Source organism: Glutamicibacter sp. BW80 (assembly GCF_002332385.1).
Classification (GTDB): domain Bacteria; phylum Actinomycetota; class Actinomycetes; order Actinomycetales; family Micrococcaceae; genus Glutamicibacter.
Genome location: NZ_NRGV01000033.1, coordinates 57,019 through 77,542, shown reverse-complemented (window position 1 = coordinate 77,542; position 20,524 = coordinate 57,019). Strand labels below are relative to the sequence as shown.

Annotated in this window: 17 protein-coding genes; 8 read left to right on the top strand and 9 right to left on the bottom strand. The window is 58.6% G+C overall.

The features are described 5' to 3' along the window. The first annotated feature begins 118 nt into the window (after positions 1–118). The 4 genes from glnA (CIK76_RS11245) to CIK76_RS11230 all read left to right on the top strand — a co-directional run bounded on the left by glnA (CIK76_RS11245) (position 119) and on the right by CIK76_RS11230 (position 5,653). Positions 119–1,459, top strand: coding sequence for a type I glutamate--ammonia ligase (glnA, locus tag CIK76_RS11245; RefSeq protein WP_096286461.1), 1,341 nt, complete (start codon positions 119–121; stop codon positions 1,457–1,459). 51 nt (positions 1,460–1,510) lie between these two features. Continuing rightward, entirely contained in the window at positions 1,511–4,537 is a 3,027-nt protein-coding gene (locus tag CIK76_RS11240; protein WP_096286459.1) for a bifunctional [glutamine synthetase] adenylyltransferase/[glutamine synthetase]-adenylyl-L-tyrosine phosphorylase, read from the top strand. Next, entirely contained in the window at positions 4,537–5,100 is a 564-nt protein-coding gene (locus CIK76_RS11235; protein ID WP_096286457.1) for a DUF1990 family protein, read from the top strand. Before CIK76_RS11240 ends, CIK76_RS11235 begins: the two co-directional genes overlap by 1 nt. An 85-nt stretch (positions 5,101–5,185) precedes the next feature. Continuing rightward, positions 5,186–5,653: a nucleoside deaminase gene (locus CIK76_RS11230; RefSeq protein WP_096286455.1), complete on the top strand. Its 468-nt coding sequence runs from the start codon at positions 5,186–5,188 to the stop codon at positions 5,651–5,653. Here CIK76_RS11230 and CIK76_RS11225 read toward each other — a convergent pair. Both CIK76_RS11225 and glnA (CIK76_RS11220) read right to left on the bottom strand, forming a co-directional pair. After that, the gene (locus tag CIK76_RS11225) at positions 5,650–6,018 is read right to left on the bottom strand and encodes a hypothetical protein (RefSeq protein ID WP_096286453.1); all 369 of its coding nucleotides are present in this window, start codon (positions 6,016–6,018) and stop codon (positions 5,650–5,652) included. The two genes, CIK76_RS11230 and CIK76_RS11225, sit on opposite strands and share 4 nt — an antisense overlap. Positions 6,019–6,157: 139 nt before the next feature. Then, entirely contained in the window at positions 6,158–7,582 is a 1,425-nt protein-coding gene (gene glnA, locus CIK76_RS11220) for a type I glutamate--ammonia ligase (RefSeq protein WP_096286451.1), read from the bottom strand. A 240-nt stretch (positions 7,583–7,822) separates the two neighbouring features. Between glnA (CIK76_RS11220) and CIK76_RS11215 the strand changes: the two genes are divergently transcribed. Continuing rightward, on the top strand, positions 7,823–8,260 hold the full coding sequence (locus CIK76_RS11215; protein ID WP_096286449.1) for a hypothetical protein: 438 nt from the start codon (positions 7,823–7,825) through the stop codon (positions 8,258–8,260). A gap of 59 nt (positions 8,261–8,319) precedes the next feature. Here CIK76_RS11215 and CIK76_RS11210 read toward each other — a convergent pair whose 3' ends face one another. The 3 genes from CIK76_RS11210 to lipB form a co-directional block, all read right to left on the bottom strand. Beyond that, on the bottom strand, positions 8,320–9,063 hold the full coding sequence (locus CIK76_RS11210) for a DUF4191 domain-containing protein (RefSeq protein ID WP_096286447.1): 744 nt from the start codon (positions 9,061–9,063) through the stop codon (positions 8,320–8,322). Positions 9,064–9,221: 158 nt separating this feature from the next. Beyond that, entirely contained in the window at positions 9,222–10,223 is a 1,002-nt protein-coding gene (gene lipA, locus CIK76_RS11205) for a lipoyl synthase (RefSeq protein ID WP_096286445.1), read from the bottom strand. 31 nt (positions 10,224–10,254) lie between these two features. Then, positions 10,255–10,902 carry a lipoyl(octanoyl) transferase LipB gene (gene lipB, locus CIK76_RS11200; RefSeq protein ID WP_096286443.1) on the bottom strand — a complete coding sequence of 216 codons (648 nt, stop codon included), beginning with the start codon at positions 10,900–10,902 and terminating at the stop codon, positions 10,255–10,257. Positions 10,903–11,007: 105 nt separating this feature from the next. Here lipB and CIK76_RS11195 point away from each other — a divergent pair, with 105 nt between their 5' ends. Beyond that, complete coding sequence (locus tag CIK76_RS11195; protein ID WP_096286441.1) at positions 11,008–12,522, top strand: protein kinase; 1,515 nt, start codon at positions 11,008–11,010, stop codon at positions 12,520–12,522. Positions 12,523–12,594: 72 nt separating this feature from the next. Here CIK76_RS11195 and CIK76_RS11190 read toward each other — a convergent pair whose 3' ends face one another. The 4 genes from CIK76_RS11190 to CIK76_RS11175 form a co-directional block, all read right to left on the bottom strand. Next, the gene (locus tag CIK76_RS11190; RefSeq protein WP_096286439.1) at positions 12,595–12,945 is read right to left on the bottom strand and encodes a hypothetical protein; all 351 of its coding nucleotides are present in this window, start codon (positions 12,943–12,945) and stop codon (positions 12,595–12,597) included. 108 nt (positions 12,946–13,053) lie between these two features. Next, positions 13,054–14,721 (bottom strand): 2-oxoglutarate dehydrogenase, E2 component, dihydrolipoamide succinyltransferase, encoded by a 1,668-nt coding sequence (sucB, locus tag CIK76_RS11185; RefSeq protein WP_096286437.1) that lies wholly within the window; start codon positions 14,719–14,721, stop codon positions 13,054–13,056. Positions 14,722–14,879: 158 nt separating this feature from the next. Then, positions 14,880–16,259, bottom strand: a complete 1,380-nt coding sequence (lpdA, locus tag CIK76_RS11180) for a dihydrolipoyl dehydrogenase (protein ID WP_096286435.1) — start codon at positions 16,257–16,259, stop codon at positions 14,880–14,882. 257 nt (positions 16,260–16,516) lie between these two features. Then, positions 16,517–18,031 (bottom strand): leucyl aminopeptidase, encoded by a 1,515-nt coding sequence (locus tag CIK76_RS11175; RefSeq protein WP_096286433.1) that lies wholly within the window; start codon positions 18,029–18,031, stop codon positions 16,517–16,519. Between the two features lie 245 nt (positions 18,032–18,276). Between CIK76_RS11175 and CIK76_RS11170 the strand changes: the two genes are divergently transcribed. Next, entirely contained in the window at positions 18,277–19,233 is a 957-nt protein-coding gene (locus CIK76_RS11170) for a PAC2 family protein (protein ID WP_255248438.1), read from the top strand. Next, entirely contained in the window at positions 19,230–20,498 is a 1,269-nt protein-coding gene (locus CIK76_RS11165; protein WP_096286429.1) for an MFS transporter, read from the top strand. The genes CIK76_RS11170 and CIK76_RS11165 overlap by 4 nt, the downstream gene beginning before the upstream one ends. Positions 20,499–20,524 lie beyond the last annotated feature (26 nt).

Here is a 20,524-nt window from a genome sequence, read left to right as displayed (position 1 = left end):
CACTTGCACCCAGCGGTGCGTGGCAGAGATTGAGGCCCAAAACGTATAGTCTTGCTTCAGGTTGTTTAACTCCCGGCTGTGATCAGTGCGGGAATCAAAGATTTTGAGGCGGTGAATTATGGATCGTCAGCAGGAATTCGTGCTGCGCACCATTGAAGAACGTGACGTTCGGTTCGTGCGTATGTGGTTTACCGACGTAGTCGGTTCCTTGAAGTCTGTAGCGTTGGCCCCGGCCGAAGTTGAAGACGCCTTCGAAGAGGGCCTGGGTTTTGACGGCTCCTCGATCGACGGGCTGTCGCGCATCTCGGAATCAGATATGCTGCTGCAGCCGGATCCGGCGACCTTCCAGATTTTGCCGTGGCGTGGTGAAGTCGAACCCACCAGCCGCATGTTCTGCGACATCCTCACCCCCGAAGGCCAGCCTTCCAGCGCGGATCCCCGCCAGGTGCTCAAGCGCCAGCTGACCGAAGCGGCCGACATGGGATTCACCTGCTACACGCACCCGGAGATCGAGTTCTATCTGCTGGAGAACAGCAAGCTCGATGAGCAGGGCCGCCCGCAGCCGATAGACAATGGCGGCTACTTCGACCACGTGCCCGATGGCGTGGGCCAAGATTTCCGTCGCGCCTCGGTGACTACCTTGGAAGCCTTGGGAATTTCGGTCGAGTTCTCGCACCACGAGACCGGGCCAGGGCAGAACGAAATTGATCTGCGCTATGCAGATGCACTGCAGACCGCCGACAACATCATGACCTTCCGCACCGTCATCAAGGAAATGGCCATGCAGAAGGGCATCCACGCCACCTTCATGCCCAAGCCGTTTGCGGACCAGCCAGGCAGCGGAATGCACACGCACTTCTCGTTGTTCGAGGGCGACGCGAATGCATTTTTCGAGGCCGGCCGCGAGTACCAGCTCTCCGACGTAGCTCGTTCATTCATCGCCGGCATTTTGCACCATGCTCCCGAGATGACCGCGATCACCAACCAGTACGTGAATTCCTACAAGCGGCTCTGGGGCGGCGGTGAAGCTCCAAGCTACCGTTCGTGGGGCCACAACAACCGTTCCGCTTTGGTCCGCGTGCCGCTGTACAAACCAGGCAAGGGTCAGAGCGCCCGCGTGGAATACCGCGGCATCGATTCCGCCGCGAACCCCTACCTGGCCTACGCAACCCTGCTTGGCGCCGGGCTGAAGGGCATCCGTGAGGGATACGAACTGGAGGAGCCGACCGAGGACGACGTCTGGGCACTGTCCACCGCAGAACGCCGCGCCTCGGGCCACGTCCCGCTGCCTGGCACGCTGCACGATGCGCTGAAGTCCATGGAAGAATCCGAGCTGATGGCAGAGGTGCTTGGCGAACAGGTTTTCAACTCCTTCTTGGCAAATAAACGAGCCGAGTGGGAAGAATACCGTCAGGTCATCACGCCCTACGAGCTCAACAAGTATCTGGGAATCCTCTAAGGAGTACGCCACGTCCACGACGTGGCGGCAAGTGGGAGACACACGAAAAATATGGCAGAAGTATCCTCACGGGCACTGATCAACGCTGGATTCAGCGATACCGAACGCGCCAAGAAGTTCCTTGAAGCAGAAGCACTGGCGAACGTTGATCCGGTTCTCATCGTGAGGATGATGGCGCACGCGCCAGATCCCGACCAGGCACTTCTGCTGGCGCTCAGGCTTGTGGATCGTCACCCCGAAGCCGCTGAGATTTTTCGACAGCCAGATACCTGCTTGGCAATGGTTCGACTGCTCGGCAGCTCTTCGGCCCTGGGTGAGTTCTTGATCCGCTGCCCAGAGGCCTTGGCGGTAGTCAGCCAGGCGCCGAGCAAAACCTTTCGGCCTGTCGGGCTCGAATCCCTACGTAGTGCCATGCTTGACTCGGTTGGCGCTACGCGTACCGCCAACGAACACTGGATATCATCGTGCATTGGGGCCGAAGCGCGGCAGAAATTACGTGCGAGTTACCGTAAGGCGCTGCTGTCTTTGGCGTACCGAGACCTTGGCGCCGCGGATCCGCAGGAAATTCTTCCCCTAGTTGCCGCCGAACTCGCAGATATGGCTGGTGCGGTGCTCGAAGGCGCACTGGCAATCGCACGCGCCGAAGCCTCCGAGCAGTACACCTCGGAAGATGTAGATAGCGTCAAGCTTTCCATCATCGGCATGGGTAAATGCGGTGCTCGGGAATTGAACTACATTTCAGATGTAGACGTGATCTATGTGCACGGCAGCACCCCGAACCTGGATGAGGACCTCGCATCCGCCATCGCCACCGTACTGTGCGGCAATACGGCTCGTGCAATTATGGTCCCTGGTCCCGAACCGATGCTCTGGGAAGTGGACGCGAACTTGCGTCCGGAAGGCAAGGACGGGGCCCTGACCCGGACTTTGTCGTCACACGAAGCCTATTACAACCGGTGGGCGCACTCCTGGGAGTTCCAGGCGCTGCTCAAGGCGCGGGCCATTGCCGGGGACCCGGAACTTGGACGTTCTTATGAGCGCATGGTCTCCCCGATGATCTGGTCCAGCTCGGAGCGCGAAGGCTTCGTTGAATCCGTGCAGTCCATGCGTCGGCGGGTGAGCGACCACATCGACAAGGAAGAAGTTCCTTGGCAAATCAAGTTGGGGCCCGGCGGACTGCGCGACGTGGAATTCACCGTGCAGCTTCTGCAATTGGTCCACGGACGCGTGGATCCCGAGATCCAGGTGCCGACGACCACGCTGGCGATCCGGGCGATGAGCGAGATCGGATACATCAGCCGCGAAGATGCGAGAAACTTTGACGAGTCTTACCGTTACCTGCGTCTGCTAGAACACCGAATCCAACTTAGCCAGCTGCGCCGTACGCACCTGATGCCACGCGTTGAGGGCGCTCAGCGGGTGCTGGCTCGGGCGGTGCGCGGGGCCGGTGACCTGCAGGCCACGAACCCTGAAAAGCTTTTGCGCCGGTGGAATGAGACCAAACGCCTCGTCCGTTCGCTGCACGAACGCATCTTCTACCGCCCGCTGCTGGTCACCAGCTCGAATCTCTCGGCAGACCAGGTGCGCCTGACCCCGGAGTCCGCGCAGGCACGTCTGCGTGCCCTGGGCTATTTGGATCCGAAGGCGGCGATGCGCCATATCGAGGCGTTGACCGGGGGAGTCTCGCGCCGGTCCTCACTGCAGCGGCAGCTGCTGCCGGTGCTCCTGGATTGGTTCGCACGGGGAGTGGACCCGGACGCCGGTCTGCTGGGGTTCCGCAGGCTCAGCGAGGCCTTGGGGAAGTCTCCGTGGTTCCTGGGCATGCTGCGCGATACCAATGCGGCGGCCGAGCGTTTGAGCCACCTGCTGTCAAACACACGGTTCTTGACCGATCTGCTGGCCAACGAGCCGGCGGCGGCCGCGTGGCTGGGCTCGAACAGCGCGTTGGCGCCGCAGACCTACCAGAGCCTGCAGCAGCAGAACGCCTCGATCATCCAGCGCACCAAACAGCCCGAGGCGGCGATCCGGCAAATCCGTTTGGTGCGCCGTCGCGAGTTCTTGCGCGTTGCGCTGGCGGACGGAGCGGGTCTGCTGAACGTCTCGCAAGTCGGTGAGGCGCTGTCGAATATCGACGGAAACATGATCGATGGAATTTTGAAGGTGCTGCTCGCGGCGGACCAGCAAAAGCATGGAGTGCATGCGATCATCACCGTCATCGCCATGGGCCGGCAAGGCGGGGAGGAGATCGGCTACGGTTCGGACGCCGACGTGCTCTTCGTGCAGCGTCCCGTTGACGGCACCAGCGCCCAAGAGTCCCAAGAACAGGCCTTGCGCGTGGTGACCGAGCTGACCTCCTGGAGCAACAAGCCGCTCAAGCCGGCCATTCCCGCAGAAGTGAAGCTCCAAGTCGATTCCGATCTTCGTCCCGAAGGGCGAGCAGGGATGCTGGTTCGTTCGCTTGACGCCTATGCCCAGTACTACGAGCGTTGGGTGGAAGTCTGGGAACGCCAAGCTCTGCAACGGGCCCGCCCATTTGCCGGCGACGCGCAACTTGCTGCGGACTTCATCCAGCTTATCGAGCCGGTACGCTACGGCAAGGGGCTCGACGAGGGCCAGATGAAGGACATTCGAAAGATCAAGGCTCGCGTCGAGTCCGAAAGACTGCCTCGCGGTGCCGATCCCAACCGGCATCTGAAACTTGGCAGGGGCTCGCTTTCCGATATTGAATGGCTAGTCCAGTTTTATCAACTGCGCTACGCATGGAAACATCCATCGCTGCGCACTCCGGCCACGCGCAAGGCATTGGATGCCATGGCCGGATTGGAGCTGATCAGCGAAGAAGAAGCCGAGCTCTTGGACTTCACCTGGTCCTTGGCTACACGGATTCGAAGCGCCGAGATCATTACCTCCGGACGTTCTAGCGATGTGCTGCCACGCTCGGCCAGGGATATGGAGGCAGTGGCACGCTGGTGCGGCTACGAGGCCAATCAAGGTCCGGCATTGGAAGAGGACTACCTGCGTGCCACCAGGCATTCGCGTGCAATCTTTGAACAGCTCTTCTACGGTTTTGAAGATTAATGGTGGGCTCGGACCCACCTGCTCCCGCGTCGTTAACGACTCCCGAGAGCCAGATCTGGCAAGCCAGTGGTTTTGGCCATCTACGCTGGGAGAAAACGGTCCGGATCGGTGCGGGGGAGCGTCATTGGCGCTGGGCTTCGGAACAGGTGCTGCGCTGGGGGATCAAAACCCGCAGCGGATTCAGCGTGCTTCCTGCGCTGCCTGTTGCCGTTGGGCAGCGCCCGGTCATCAGGGTCGATTTGCCAGGGGCTAGGATCCTTGAACCCGTGGAAGTGATCTCCGTTGTTGAAACGACTCAGCGAGTCGGCTTCGCTTACCGGACCTTGGCGGGGCATCCGGTTAGCGGCGAAGAGTGCTTCGTCCTCGAACAACGTACCGGCGGAAACTTCCTCACGATCAGGTCATTGACCAGGCCTGCCGACGTGCAGCCTTGGCGCGGGCTGTTCCCCTTGCTCAGAGCCGCCCAACTGATTGCTCGCTACCGGTACTTCAAGGCGCTCCGAATGCCTGGCAGCTCGAGGGCGAGCGGCAGCAGTACGTCCGGCTCTACCAATAGCCGGTGAACCTCCCTAGACTGGCAATTGAGCCACCGTTGGATGCAACATTCGGGAATCGGTGCGGTTCAGGCAGGTAGAAAGCGGTGCAACTATGGACGAACGATTTTTCGACGAGGCGGTCGCTCTGTCGCGTCAGGGGATGCAAGCCAATCAGGGAGGGCCTTTCGGGGCTGTGATCGTACTCGACGGTGCGGTGATCGCGACGGGCAATAATATGGTGCTCGGGATGAACGATCCGACAGCCCATGCCGAGGTGATCGCGATCCGCAATGCCGGGGCGAAGCTTAAAAGCTTCGACCTGTCCGAGTGCGAGCTCTATACCAGTTGCGAGCCATGTCCCATGTGCCTCGGTGCGATTTACTGGTCGCGGTTTAAGCATGTGTATTACGCAAACACGCGCCAAGATGCCGCTCGCATCGGATTTGATGACGAACTCATTTACACGGAACTGGACAAACCGATGGGGCAACGACTGATCCCTTTCACCCATGTTCCTTCGACCGATGCTGCATCGGTCTTCGCCGAATGGGCCGACAAGGTTGACAAGACGCGCTACTAGTCCAGCGGGTAGGGAACCAGAGCGGCATCAATATCGGGCCATGCCAGGTGAATTCTTTCGGTTGGCGCCAGCGCCTTGGTCAGAAGCGCGTCGGCCACGACGATACCTGCTGGGGAAACTTCGAGAATAGACAGCGGACCGTGCCCGTCCGACGTGGCATTGCGGAGCATCCAATGGTTCATGAGCTCGCCGATGCCACGCTCGGTCAACAACGCTTCACCCTGGAAATAATCGCACGAATCGAGCACCGCATGGCCCAAAACAGATCTCGGGCAGACCCGATCGTAGGACGCAACAAGTGGTTCCAGGTATCCTACGGTTTCCCCATCGGCACGTTTGACGGGGAGCCAGTTCGATGTATCCATAGCCCAAGGCTAGACCGGATCCGCGATATCGGCCATCGATCCGTTAAGGCGGCGACACGACAAAAACCTGTCCCGTGGACCAAGATGGCCCACGGGACAGGTTTTGCATTCCTAGCGGTTCAGTTGATCCGTGGCGGAATTAGCAACCGTAGTAGAGCTCGAACTCGTATGGGTTCGGGCGCAGGCTCAGTGGCTTGATTTCGTTTTCACGCTTGTACTCGACCCAGGTGCGGATCAGGTCCTCGGTGAATACCCCACCTTCGAGCAGGAACTCGTAGTCGGCCTCCAATGCCTTCAGAGCCTCTTCCAGGCTTTCTGGCGCGCGCTGGATGTCCTTGGCTTCCTCGGCAGGAAGCTCGTAGAGGTCCTTGTCGATTGGGTCCGAAGGCTCGATGCGGTTCTTGATGCCGTCCAGGCCTGCCATCAGCTGAGCCGCGAAGGCGAGGTAAGGGTTCGAGGAAGCATCCGGTGCACGGAACTCGATGCGCTTAGCCTTAGGGTTCGAGCCGGTGATTGGAATACGGATACCTGCGGAGCGGTTGCCCTGCGAGTACACCATGTTGACCGGTGCTTCGTAGCCCTTGACCAGACGGCGGTAGGAGTTCACCGTTGGGTTGGTGAATGCCAACACGGCAGAAGCGTGCTTCAGCAGGCCGCCGATGTACCAACGAGCGGTATCGGACAGACCTGCGTAGCCCTTTTCGTCGTAGAACAGCGGATCGCCGTTGGCCCACAGCGACTGGTGCACGTGCATGCCCGAGCCGTTATCGCCGAAGACCGGCTTTGGCATGAAGGTGGCGGACTTGCCCCAAGCATCGGCAACGTTCTTCACGACGTACTTGAAGAGCATCAGCTCGTCGGCCGCGTGGACCATGGTGTTGAACTTGTAGTTGATCTCGGCTTGGCCGGCTGCGCCAACCTCGTGGTGGCTGCGTTCGACTTCGAGGCCAACGTTGTCCAGCTCGACGCAGATCGCATCGCGCAGGTCGGCCTGCTTGTCGGTTGGCGACACTGGGAAGTAGCCACCCTTGTAAGGGGTCTTGTAGCCCTGGTTGCCGCCCTCTTCCTTGCGGCCGGTGTTCCAAGGCGCCTCGTCCGAGTCGACCTTGTAGAAGGCACCCTGTGGGGTGGATTCGTAGCGGACGTCTTCGAAGATGAAGAATTCGGCCTCTGGTGCGAAGACTGCGGTGTCGGCGATGCCGGTCGATTCCAGGTAGGCTTCGGCGCGCTCGGCTACGCCACGCGGATCGCGGTGGTAAGGCTCACCGGTGCGTGGGTTGATGATCGAGAAGTTGAAGGCCAGGGTCTTTTCGATACGGAACGGATCGACGAAGCCGGTGGTGACGTCAGGGATCAGTTGCATGTCGGAATCAGAGATGCCAGCGAAACCGCGAATGGACGAACCATCGAAGAGCTGGCCGTTGACGAAGAAGTCTGCATCCACGGACTTCGCCGGAACGTTGAAGTGCTGCTGGACACCTGGTAGATCGGTGAAGCGGATGTCAACGAATTTGATGTCCTCTTCGGCAATATATGCCAAGACTTCTTCTGGGCTGGTAAACATGTGCAGGTGACTCCCTGTTGAGTTATTGGTTTGGTAAACGGAACGATCATACGAATTGATCTGATCAGTTCTCTTGCTTACCAAGTAATCCTACCTAGAAACCGTTTCTGAATGGTGTCTCGATTGTTTCGGCTACGTTACAAAGCGCGAGTACGGGCGCGTCGTACCGGGTCAGTAGTGGCTTTGTGATGCGTAACAAACTGATGAGATTCACACAGATCGCCCAGATACACTAGTTATGTGGAACGCAAAGACTTTAGCTCGTGGCTCGAAGGCCCCCCGCAATTAAACTCGCAAGAATGGCCGGGCCAGCGCTTGGGACGACCGGAAAAAGGGCCTGGGGCGATCGGCCGGTTGCCGCGTCGGCTCGGCGCGTTATGCGTGGACTGGGGACTATCCATGTTGCTGAGCTGGTGGCTGTTCAACTTGAACGACCTCGCCACGCTCGCATTGTTCTGTGCCGGCCAGATGATTGCCGTTGGCTTCACCGGCCACAGTATTGGGCATCGGACCTTTGGGCTGCAAGTTCAATCCATGGATGGCACGGCGATCAAGCCGCTCACCGGGGTCATTCGATCGGTGCTGTTGTGCTTGGTGATTCCGGTTCTGTTCTCGGGCGCGGATCAGCGCGGCTTCCACGACCGGGCAGGAAAAAGCGTACTGGTGAATATCCGCTAGTCCGCGTTCAAGAATCCAGGCATAAAGAAAACCGCANNTGCGGTTTTCTTTATGCCTGTTTAGCGAGCTCGGCGGTTAGGGCGTGCTCGGTTTGGGTCGATGCCCTTGGGAATCGGCAGGCGGTTGGCGGTAAGCGTGGTTAGTCGCTTGTCTACCGCGCTGATCTCCAGCTTGGTGATTGCCTTCGGAAGCTTCTTCATCTTCTTGCTGACTTCTACCAGATCGGTCTGGTCCTCGTCCTGTCCGGCGTTGATCACGTGGATCGGAACATTCGGCAGAACGCGAGCAATACGCTTGCGTTCGGACGCCACCAGATCACGCACGCGGCTGCTTGGGCCTTCGGTGACCAGCACAACGCCGGGACGGCCAACCGCCAAGAACACCAGATCCTGGTGGCGGTTGAACGCGACTGGCTCATCCTTCAAGATCCAGCCGCGACGCAGTACGCTCATCGCCGCGCCAGCGGCACCCGGACGGCCTTCAAGCTGCGCGAACGCGGCCTTCTCGGCCCGACGGGACATGATGAACAGGGCGGCGAGCAAGCCAAGAGGGATCGCGATAATTAGCAACGTGATCCAGTTGTTGATCAAGATACCGATGATCAGTCCAACGGCAATGACGCCAAGGAAGGCCAAGACCATCCACCAAACGACCATCGGATCGTTACGGCGGGTCATCTGGAAGACCTGCACCATTTGCTTTAGGCGCCCGGGCTCTTTATTTTGTTTTTCAGCTTTTGGTTTACGCGAAAACAGACCACGCTTCTGTTGCGCGGCCGCATCGTTATCGGAGTTTTTGGCCATAGTGCTTCAATTCTACGCGATCTGACTGGCTTATTTTTCTTTCGAGGAATTCCGGGCGAATCCGAAGAGTCCGCGCGGTGCGCTGCACAACATGAATTCGGACCCAATCGCCGGGTTTTACGGCAATTGGATCCGAATGCTTGAACATGGAGTTGGGCTCAGCGGTTAAGCAGCGAAGCAGCTTCCTGACGGGTAGTACCCGAGGATTCGATGTGGGAAAGGGACTCTGGGATCTCGCGACCCTTTTTGCGCATGGCTCCAGCCCAGAGTCGTCCCGCGCGGTATGAGGAACGAACCAATGGTCCGGACATGACGCCGGCAAAACCGAGTTCCTCGGCTTCTTGCTGCAGCTCCAAGAATTCCTGCGGCTTGACCCAGCGGTCGACCGGAAGGTGACGTTCGGTTGGGCGTAGGTACTGAGTGATCGTCAGCAAATCGCAGCCCGCCTCATGCAGGTCGCGCATAGCTTCGGAAATCTCCTCACGCGTTTCGCCCATGCCCAGAATCAAGTTCGACTTGGTGATCAAGCCGCGGTTCCGACCGTGGGTGATGACATCCATGGAGCGTTCGTAGCGGAAAGCCGGACGGATGCGCTTGAAAATACGCGGGACGGTTTCCACATTGTGTGCGTAGACTTCAGGCTTCGAATCGCAAATGGCGTCGAGGTTATCGGGTTTTCCGGAGAAGTCGGGGATGAGCAACTCGACTCCGGTACTCGGGTTCATCTTGTGGATCTGGCGTACTGTTTCGGCGTACAGCCAGACACCTTCATCTTCGAGATCATCGCGGGCCACGCCGGTGACGGTTGCGTAACGCAGATCCATCTTCTTCACGCTCATGGCCACCTTGAATGGCTCTGAGCGATCTAGTGCAGCAGGCTTTCCGGTGTCAATCTGGCAGAAGTCGCAACGACGGGTGCATTCGGAACCGCCGATAAGGAACGATGCCTCGCGGTCTTCCCAGCATTCGAAAATATTGGGGCAGCCAGCTTCTTCACATACTGTGTGGAGGCCTTCGGACTGCACCAAATTTTTCAGGCCCACATATTCGGGGCCGATCTTGAGTTCGGCGCGGATCCACTCGGGCTTGCGCTCAACTGGCGTCTGGGCGTTGCGCTTTTCGACGCGCAGCAGTCGACGGCCTTCAGGTTCAATGCTCATTGGAGGGTCCTTCTACGTTAGTAATATTTGCTTAGACGACTTGTGGCGAGAGGAGACGTTCAAGTTCCTCTTGCACCCGCTCAACGACATCGTTGGGGGAGACCGTCTGGCCTAGTTGTTCGGAGATCGTGGTTACGCCGGCATCGGTAATTCCGCAGGGAATGATCTGGTCGTAGGCGGCCAGATCGTTTGAGCAATTGAGCGCAAAACCGTGCATGGTGACTCCACGGGTGATGCGGATGCCAATGGCGGCTATCTTTCGATCTTCTTCGCCGTTCTTGCCTGGGACCCAGACGCCTGAACGCCCCTTGACTTGAACGGTGGGGATGCCCATTTCATCTATGACGTTAATCAACGCTTCTTCGAGGGTCTCCACATACAGACGTATCGCGCTGATTTTCTTCAGCTTCACGATCGGGTAGCCGATGAGCTGTCCGGGGCCATGCCAGGTCAGTTTCCCGCCACGGTCAACGTCAACAACGGGGGTGCCATCTAGGGGTAAGTCTTCAGGTTCGGTCCTTTTGCCGGCGGTATATACCGCCTCGTGTTCAAGAAACAGGACTCGCGGGGTCTGTTCATCGGCCGCTACAGCATCGTGCAAATTTTGCTGGTAATCCCACGCTTGCAAATATGGAATTAGCTCCGTGCCGAGTCCGACTCGTTCGAATTCGATCGCCATAGTGGTTACCATACGCCTTTTGCAACAGGCCCCGCTAATTGGCTGAGAGGCGCTGAGCTGTGGATAACCGAGGCGAGAATCTGTTCTTTGCGTTAGAACTGGAACATGAATGATTCAAACAATCTGTTGGCCTGGCCAACTTGCCCCGGATATGTGACGGTTCGTCCATTAAAGGCCAAGTCACCCTGCAAAATTTGGTTAATGCGCCGTGACTCGGATCAGAGCTACATGGTGTTGAAGCTTTCTACAAACGCCGAAAGTATCTGTTCGCTGCGTCAGCAGCAGGTCGAATCCGCAAGGAAATATGTCATAGATTTTTACGGCACCCTTTCGACACAGTTGGGCGAGGGGATTCTGATGGAGTACTGTCCCGGCGGAAGCCTGGCTCAACTTCTCGAAGAACGCGCACCATTTTCACTCGGAGAGTGCGTCACAGCTTTGGCGCCGATAGCCCAGACTCTGGCCGCCTTGCACTCCACTGGGCAAATTCACGGCGATGTCTCGGCTGGCAACGTGTTGTTGACAGCCGATGGAATGCCGAAATTAGGCGATTTTCAAGAAAGCCGAACCGGTATCGATGAGACACCCGGGTCGGGTACTCCGGGGTTTATGGCGCCTGAGGTTTCCGCGCGCGAACCAGAGGGGCGCCTCGGTGAGCAGGACGTTTATTCCTTAGGTGCGTGCCTCTGGTTCCTGCTTGAAGGAACCGCTCCTTCCGAACCGAATATGCGCCCGCCGGTCACGGTCATCTTCCCGGCGGTGCCCACCCTGATCCATGAGCTGCTGCTTGATTCTCTGCATCAAGATCCGGAGCAGAGGCCGACAGCGGAGCAATTCGCCCGGACGCTCTTCGCTGCGGCGCAGGCTGAAGCCATCAATTGGGAACAGTGCACACCGGTAGAATCGACTCATCTAATGGCCACAGTTCACCCTAGCGAGGCGCTCGGCCGGCGTCGGCGCAAGCGGCCAAGAAGACCCAAGACGGAGAAGAGTCAAAGAGATCTTGGCACACCCGAGTGGCGTATGCATGAACTACGCCGAACCCCAGGACGTGGCAAGGTCTTGCTGGCTGTCGCTGGAGGGGCAATGCTCGTGGGTGCGAGCTTTCTCGGTGTAAATCTAGTGGGGGAGCGCGGGCAATCGGAGACGGGGTCTCTGTCGCAAACACAGGAACGGCGTGAACCATGCCGGATCCTCGACGGAGCCGTGGTTCCTGCCTGCGCGTTCTCCGCTGAGACGGTAATAGCCAGTTTCATCAAGCTTTCACGCGAACGGGATGCGGCCTTAGAGACCGAGGACCTCAAAGCATTGTCAGCGATTTATCCGCCCGCCTCCGAGCAATTCAAAAGAGACCAGCAAACGCTCGAACGCTTGGAGTCGCTGAAGCTGGGAATCAATGGACTAGCTACCCGCTTGGAAGGCATCTCGGTGACTGCCCGTGCGCAACCAGACACCGTGATACTACGTGCGACATCCACTCAGGAAGCCTACGACTATGTGGATTCAGTGAACCGTGTGGTCCATCAGGTGGCCCGTGGCACGCGGGAACGTATCGAAGTGGAACTGAAGCTGATTGAGGGGAAATGGAAAATTGGAAAGGTGCTCAGCCGCGAGGCATGACAAAGGCGAGGTAACCCAAATTGCCTTCGGGTTGCCTCGCCTTTGCGTGGAGCTGCAAGACTGTCTTGTAGCTTAGACCCAGAGAGTGGCGATCGCGATATTGATCAATGCCAGGCCGCCGGTTGCGTGCGCAATCCCGGTCGAAACCTCTTCGCCGGCCTTGACCTTCTTACGACCGATGAATGCCGCTACGAGAATGGCGATAGCGATGACAACCTTGACGCCAATCTTCATGTGGTTCACGTCGCCATCGCCTGCTTCGGCCATGCCAACGAGAGCCAAACCGGTAATTAGCTGAGCAATCGCGCCGTACCACTGCCAAACATTCACGGTAGGGGTCTTGAAGTTTGCCAGCCAGCCACCGAAGATCGCTGCCGCACCGAGGATGTGCAAGAAAACAAGGATAAGAGTTAGGAAGTCCATGGCTCCAGCCTAATTGATTTTCGACGAATTGTAGAAACGACGATCGCCCCTCCCGAATGAACGGAAGGGGCGATCGTTTACCTCGCTTGTGAAAGTCGATCGACGACTTTACAGACCCAGGTCGCCTTCGAAAGCGCCACCCTCAAGACGGGCCTTGAGAGTCTGCAGGAATCGACCTGCATCGGCGCCGTCAACCAGACGGTGATCATAGGTCAGGCATAGGTACATCATGTGACGGATGGCGATCGAATCATTGCCATCGGCATCGGTGATGACCATTGGACGCTTCACAATCGCACCGGTACCCAGGATTGCTACCTGTGGCTGGTTGATGATCGGGGTATCGAACAGTGCTCCGACCGAGCCGATGTTGGTGATCGAGAAGGTGCCACCGGAAAGCTCATCCGGACCAATCTTGTTGGTGCGGGTGCGCTCTGCGACGTCGGCAATACGCGAAGCCATGCCAGCCAGGTTCAGATCGCCAGCGTTCGACACAACAGGAACCAGCAGGCCCTTGTCGGTGTCTACCGCAAACGCCAGATGCTCGGCATTGTGGTACGTGATCTGCTGAGTCTCTTCGTTGTACTCGGCGTTCAGCTTCGGGTGAGCCTTCAAGGCTTCGGCAACTGCCTTAGCGATGAATGGCAGGTAGGTCAGGTTGACGCCATTGACTGCCTTGAAATTATTCTTGGCAGAAGCGCGCAGCTTGACCACGCGGGTCATGTCAATCTCGTGAACCTGAGTCAGCTGGGTGGAGACCTCTAGGGACTCACGCATACGACGGGCGATTACCTGACGGATACGTGGAGCCTTCTCGGAGGTACCGCGCAACGAGGATGCCTCGACAACCGGGGCGGCCGGCTTAGCAGCAGCAGGAGCGGCAGGAGCAGCAGCCGGTGCAGCGGCGGCTTCCTTGGCAGCTACTGCGTCAAGAACGTCTTGCTTGCGGATACGTCCACCAACGCCGGTGCCCTTGACGGAAGCGATGTCGATTTCGTGCTGGTTGGCCAAACGACGCACCAACGGGGTGACGTAGCCTGCATCACTGTTGTTCTCGGCAGCAGGAGCAGGAGCAGGAGCAGCGGCAGGAGCCTCTTCCTTGGCAGCTGGTGCTGGAGCGGCTGGAGCTTCTTCCTTGGCAGCCGGAGCAGCGCCCGCAGCGCCGATCACTGCAAGAACGGCACCAACTTCAGCGGTGTCGTCTTCAGCAACACGGATTTCCAGCAGGGTGCCGGCAACTGGTGAAGGAACTTCGGTGTCTACCTTGTCGGTGGAGACCTCGAGCAGTGGCTCGTCTACGGCGACTTCTTCGCCAACTTCCTTCAACCAGCGGGTGACGGTACCTTCGGTGACCGATTCGCCCAGAGCTGGGAGGGTGACCTCGGTGCCCGAAGCGGAGTCTGCTGCAGCAGGTGCTGCGGCAGGGGCTTCTTCGGCCGCTGGAGCAGCAGGAGCTTCCTCCTTGGCCGCAGGCGCCTCTTCGGCCGCAGGTGCCTCTTCGGCTGCAGGGGCTTCCGGTGCAGCGGCGTCGGAACCCGAGCCATCACCGATACGAACCAGAGGAGCGCCTACTTCGGCTTCCTCATCTTCGGCGACGAAAATTTCTTCGATAACACCAGCGACAGGTGATGGAACCTCGGTGTCGACCTTATCGGTGGAAACTTCCACCAACGGCTCATCAACCTCAACGCGGTCGCCGACCTGTTTCAGCCATCGGGTTACCGTACCCTCGGTAACGCTTTCACCCAGTGCGGGCAGGTTTACGGTCTCAGACATCTTCCCGTATCTCCTCTTAAATCAAGCTTGAAGTGTGGTTTGAGTGTGCAATTTAAACGGTTGAACACCCAGAAACCGATGAATGGAGGCGTTGCCTCCGAGCTTAGTGCACCGGGTAGCGCGTGTGTGAACGCGCTACCCGGTGACCAACAGCGTATTTAGCCGTGAAGTGGCTTGCCGGCCAAAGCCATTGCGGCTTCGCCCAGCGACTCGTTCTGCGTTGGGTGTGCATGGATGAGCTGTGCAACATCCTCCGGGTAGGCTTCCCAGTTCACGATCAGCTGTGCTTCACCGATCTGCTCGCCGATGCGGCCGCCGATGCCGTGAACGCCCACGATTGGGCCGTTCTTGACGCGGACCATCTTGATCAGGCCGGAGGTGCCCAAGATCGAGGACTTGCCGTTACCAGCCAAGTTGTACTCGGTAGTTTCGATCTGGTCCTCACCGAACTTCTCCTTTGCGGCAGGCTCGGAGTAGCCGACCGAGGCGATTTCTGGCTCGCAGAAAGTTACCTTTGGAATGTTGATGTCTTCGACGATGGTTGGGTTCTGGCCAGCGATTTCTTCGGCGACAAAGATACCGTGCTGGTAACCGCGGTGTGCCAACTGAACGCCAGGGACCATGTCGCCGATGGCATAGATGTTGCCCACGCCGGTGTGCAGGCGCTCGTTAGGAATCACGAAACCGCGATCGAGGGTGATGCCCTGCTCTTCGAAGCCCATGTTCTCGGTGACCGGGCCACGGCCGACGGCAACGAGGACGATCTCGGCTTCGAGGGTCTTGCCGTCAGCTAGGGAGACCTTGACGCCGTCGGCATCCTGCTCGACCTTCTCGAAGAAGACACCGGTGTTGAACTTGATGCCACGCTTCTTGAAAGAGCGCTCGAGATTCTTGATGATGGCTGGGTCTTCGTTTGGAACCAGCGAAGGCAGGCCCTCAACGATGGTCACGTCGACGCCGAAGGACTTCCAGACGGAGGCGAACTCAACACCGATGACGCCGCCACCGAGCACAATGGCGCTCTTTGGCATGTCAACCATGTTCAGCGCTTCGGTGCTGGTCAGCACGCGGCCACCGATTTCCAGGCCGAAGGTCTTGGAAGTCGAACCGGTCGCAAGGACGATGTTCTTGCCCTTGTAGGGGACGCCATCAACCTCGATGGTGTCCTTGGAGACCAGTCGTCCGCTACCTTCGATAACGTTGACCTTCTTCATCTTCAGCAGACCCTGAAGACCCTTGTGCTTGCCGGCGACGATGCCGTCCTTGTACTTGCGTACTCCGCCCAGGTCAATTGACTCGAGGGAGGAGTTGATGCCGTACTTGGCACCTTCGCGAGCGTTTTCGGCGAGCTCTGCTGCGTGCAGGTACGCCTTGGTTGGGATACAGCCGGTGTGCAAGCAGGTGCCGCCGACCTTTTCCTTCTCGATCAATCCAACGGTGAAGCCCAACTGGATGGCGCGTAAAGCGACCGAGTATCCAGCGGAACCACCGCCGAGGATGAGGACATCAAATTCTTGCGTTGCTGCCGAATCGGCCACGTGAACGCTCCCTCGTAATAGCTAAGTGAGGTCGGCCATGGCCGACCTGGAGATCGGGTGGTGAACTGGTCTAACTCTCGCACGGGGCGCGAGCGAACAAATTCACCGGTGATGTTTCAAAACTTACCTTAGTACCGTCAAAGCACCAGAGTCATCTTGAGTTGGCTAAAAGTCGGCCATATCTCGTATTTTGGCACACATCCCGGCGCATTGGGCTATGACTTCGCCCGCACCGGGATGTGTCGAAAAAGGCATTTCTAGCGGGTGCCGGACATCGTCTCGGCGTAGGCCACCAAGGTGCGAACCTGCGAACCGGTGCCGTTCTTAGGGGTGTAGCCCCACGCCGAGCCCTCGTTAAAGGCCGGACCAGCAAAGTCGATGTGCGCCCAAGGAATCTTCTGACCGTCGGTTTCGCCCACAAATTCTTCCAGGAAGACCGCAGCGGTCATCATCCCGCCCATGCGCTCGCCAATGTTGGCCAGATCGGCGACCTGAGAATCGATGCTTGGACGGAGCTCTTCCGGAAGCGGCATGCCCCAGGCGAGCTCGCCCACTGCATCCGAGGCTGCGACCAAATCGTCACGTACCTGCTCGTTGCCCATGACACCGGCGGTGCGCAGGCCCAACGCGAGCATCTGTGCACCGGTCAACGTGGCAATGTCGATCACCACATCCGGATTCTCCTGGCTGGCCGCTACCAAACCGTCGGCCATGACCAGGCGCCCTTCGGCGTCGGTGTTGAGCACTTCGACAGTCTTGCCGCCGAGCATGGTCAGCACGTCTCCGGGACGCGTCGAAGCGCCGCCTGGCATGTTCTCGGCCAGGCACAGCCACGCGGTGACCTTCACGTCGAGGCCAAGCTCCGATACCGCGGCGATGGTGTGGAAGACTGCCGCGGCGCCGGACATATCGGACTTCATCGCGTGCATGCCCGAGGCTGGCTTAATCGAGATGCCACCGGTGTCAAAGGTAATGCCCTTGCCCACCAGTGCCAGGTGCTTGGCGGCCTTGGCCGGGGAGTACTCGACCTTGACCATGCGAGGCTGTCGGACCGAGCCGCCACCAACGCCCATCAGTCCGCCGAAGCCTTCCTTCGTCAGGCGCTTCTCATCAAAGATGGTGACCTTCAACGGCAGCGACTTGGAGTAGTCCTTCACCGCGGTGGCGAAGGTTTCCGGGTACAAGATATTGGCCGGGGTGTTGATCAGATCTCGGGTGCCACGCACGGCGCGGCCGATAACCGCGGCGCGCTTGAGCAAGGCAGGCAGATCCTTGGAGGTTGCGACCGCGGTGGCGATGAATGCCTCGCCAAGGACTGGCTTGTCGTTCTTCTTCGAACGGAAGTTCTCGAAGCGGTATGCGCCCAGGGCTATCCCTTCGGCCACGGCTGAAACTTGCTCGAGTGTGTCGGCAGGCAAGGCGAAGATCGCGGTCTTGGCGTGGGAAAGCTGGCGTGCTGCCGATCCGGCGGCGCGGCGCAACTTCTCGTCGTTGAGCTCGGAGAGATCCTTCACGCCCAAGCCGATGAACATGATCGTCCTGACCTTGATGCCGTCAACTGCTGGAAGCACGGTTGCTTCGTCTGCAGAACCGGCAACGTTCAGCGCGGTGAGCGACTGTTCCAGAGCGGTGGTGGTTTCTGCCGCGAGCGGTGACGCGGCGATGGATACCTTGTCGCCGTTCTTCAGCACGCCCAAAATAAGGGCGTCGGCGTTTTTACGTTTGATGTCTGCACCAATGGCGGTCAACGTGAGATCACTGGAGTTGATCACAAAATCATTCCTTCTATGCCTTTGTAGGGTCTAAGGACGGTTCAGCCCGCGAGAATAACCGGTGGATGGGGCCGGTGAGCTGAGTGTTTCCTACACCCGATGTTAGCCGAGGTTTGAGCTCGGCGTGCGATACTTCACAGCGAGCGAAAGGCTGAACGGATAGGATAAGTTCTTGAGCTTTAAGTAATCGCCTCTGCTTGGCGGTACCGAAAACGATTGAGGTGAGAATGTCCAAGGATCCGTTGATGACTCTGGTCAGCATTAACTTGGACGATCCGAGTCTGCAGGGTCTAGGGATGTACGTTTCGTTGCGTGGAGCATCCGACGCAGGCCATGCCCATGACTTGGTATGCAACGAGCTCTTCGGAAATTTGAATTCTGAACTCTATGCCAGTTTTGACACGGATGAGCTTGTTGTCTACAGCGCCCAGCGCCCACGGGTGTCTTTCCTCGGCGATCACTTCGCCGGCTATCAGGAGCCGCGCATCGAAATCTACCTGATGACCGATGCGCTGGACCGGAAGTTCTGGTTCCTCACCGGAGTCGAGCCAGACCTGCGTTGGGAACGCACCATCGCCGAGTTGCTGAACTTTATCGACGCGTTCAACGTGCAACTGGTGACCGGCACCGTGTCGCTGCCTCTGCCTGTGCCACACACCCGCCCAGTGGGAGTGACCGCACACGGAAACCGCAAGGATCTCACCGAAAATATCTCCACGTGGGCCCCTACCGCCGAAACCCCATCGGGGCTGATGGCGCTTTTGGAGATCCGCCTGAATGACGCGGGCCGCGACGTCGTAGGCTATTCGTTGCACACCCCGCATTACCTGGCCGAATCCGAATATCCGGCGGTTGCCGTGGCTGCCTTAGAGCATGTGGGTGCCGCGCTGAAGCTGGCGCTTCCCACAGAAAAGTTGCGCGAAGCGGCCCGGTTGATCGAATCTCAGCTTGCCGAACAGATCGAAAGCAGCAACGAAGTCAAGCAAATGGTGCTCGGTTTTGAGAAGCGCTTTGACGAGCACGCGCAAGATCACGAACGCCGTTCGCTGCTGTTGGATGAAGACGAAAAAATGCCAGATGCCGAGGAGCTGGGGGCAAGCGTTGAAGACTTCCTGGCCACAATCGAGGACAGCACCGACTGGTTGAACGCCAACGGAAAGTCCGGGGGAGCGGACTCCGCATCGGGTGACCCTGACCAGTGATTCAGTCTCACCTAAACTCGGCGCGATCTTGGTTGGTGGTTTGTGCCGGAATATTTACCTATATGGCGGCCGTGTCCCAACGAACAAGTTTTGGTGTTGCAGGGCTTCAGGCCACTGAAAGATTTGATGCCACCGCTCAAATCCTGGCGTCATTTTCGGTGGTTCAGCTTGTTGTCTACGCCGGCGCTCAGGTTCCGGTAGGCCTGCTGCTGGACAAGATTGGGCCGCGCGTCATGATCATCACCGGTTCGGTGTTGATGGCTATGGGCCAAGCGTTCTTGGCTATTTCAACCAGCGTTCCGATGGGGTTAGGCGGAAGAATCCTAGTTGGGTCGGGCGACGCGATGGTGTTCGTCTCGGTACTCAAGCTGCTTCCGTTGTGGTTCTCCGGCTCGCGCATTCCGGTATTAACGCAGCTGGTAGGAACCTTTGGGCAGGCTGGACAACTAGTCAGCCTCTTTCCTTTTCATCTGATCTTGGTGCAGTTTGGGTGGACCCCGGCATTTTCAGTCATGTCCGGTCTGGCTTTAGCAAGCTTGCTGATCGCCATATCCCTGATTCGCAATGGTCCGGGCTGGGCGCATCTGAGCGAGAGTGCGCCGATGCGCACCCGTGATCGATTAACCACCGCGTGGAAGCAACCCGGAACCCGGCTCGGGTTCTGGACACACTTCACCACCTCCTTTATGATCAATGTTTTCTTGCTGACCTGGGGGTACCCCTTCCTGGTTCAAGGTCAAGGGCTCGAAGGTGGTTTCGCGTCCGGGTTGATGTCGATTTTCGTGGCGGTTGCGGTCTTATACGGGCCGCTTCTAGGAGCGTTGACGGCCAGATATCCGCACAAGCGCTCAAACTTCGCTCTGGGCGTTATTGGAGCCATGGTGTTCATGTGGGCGGTCGTGTTGTTCTGGCCTGGTGCTGCGCCGTTATGGGTGCTGATCATTTTGCTCGTTGCCGTGGCGGCTGGTGGTCCTTCATCGGTTATCGCGTTCGACTTTGCCCGGACCTTCAACCCACCAAACATCATGGGTACCGCCATTGGGCTGGTCAATACCGGTGGGTTCTTCGGCGGGTTCGTCACCATCTACCTGGTCGGCGTCGTGATGGACTGGCTTTATGCGGCCAACGGGTCGGTGGGCGAGCTATACAATTTGCCGGCCTTCCGCATTGCGTTGTCGGTGCAATTTGTCATGGCGGCGATCGGGGTGACGTTCATGCTGATCGAACGGCGCAAGGCCAGAGAGCAGCCGGCCAATACCCAGTAGGAGCACTTCTCCACAGCGCGCGCTGA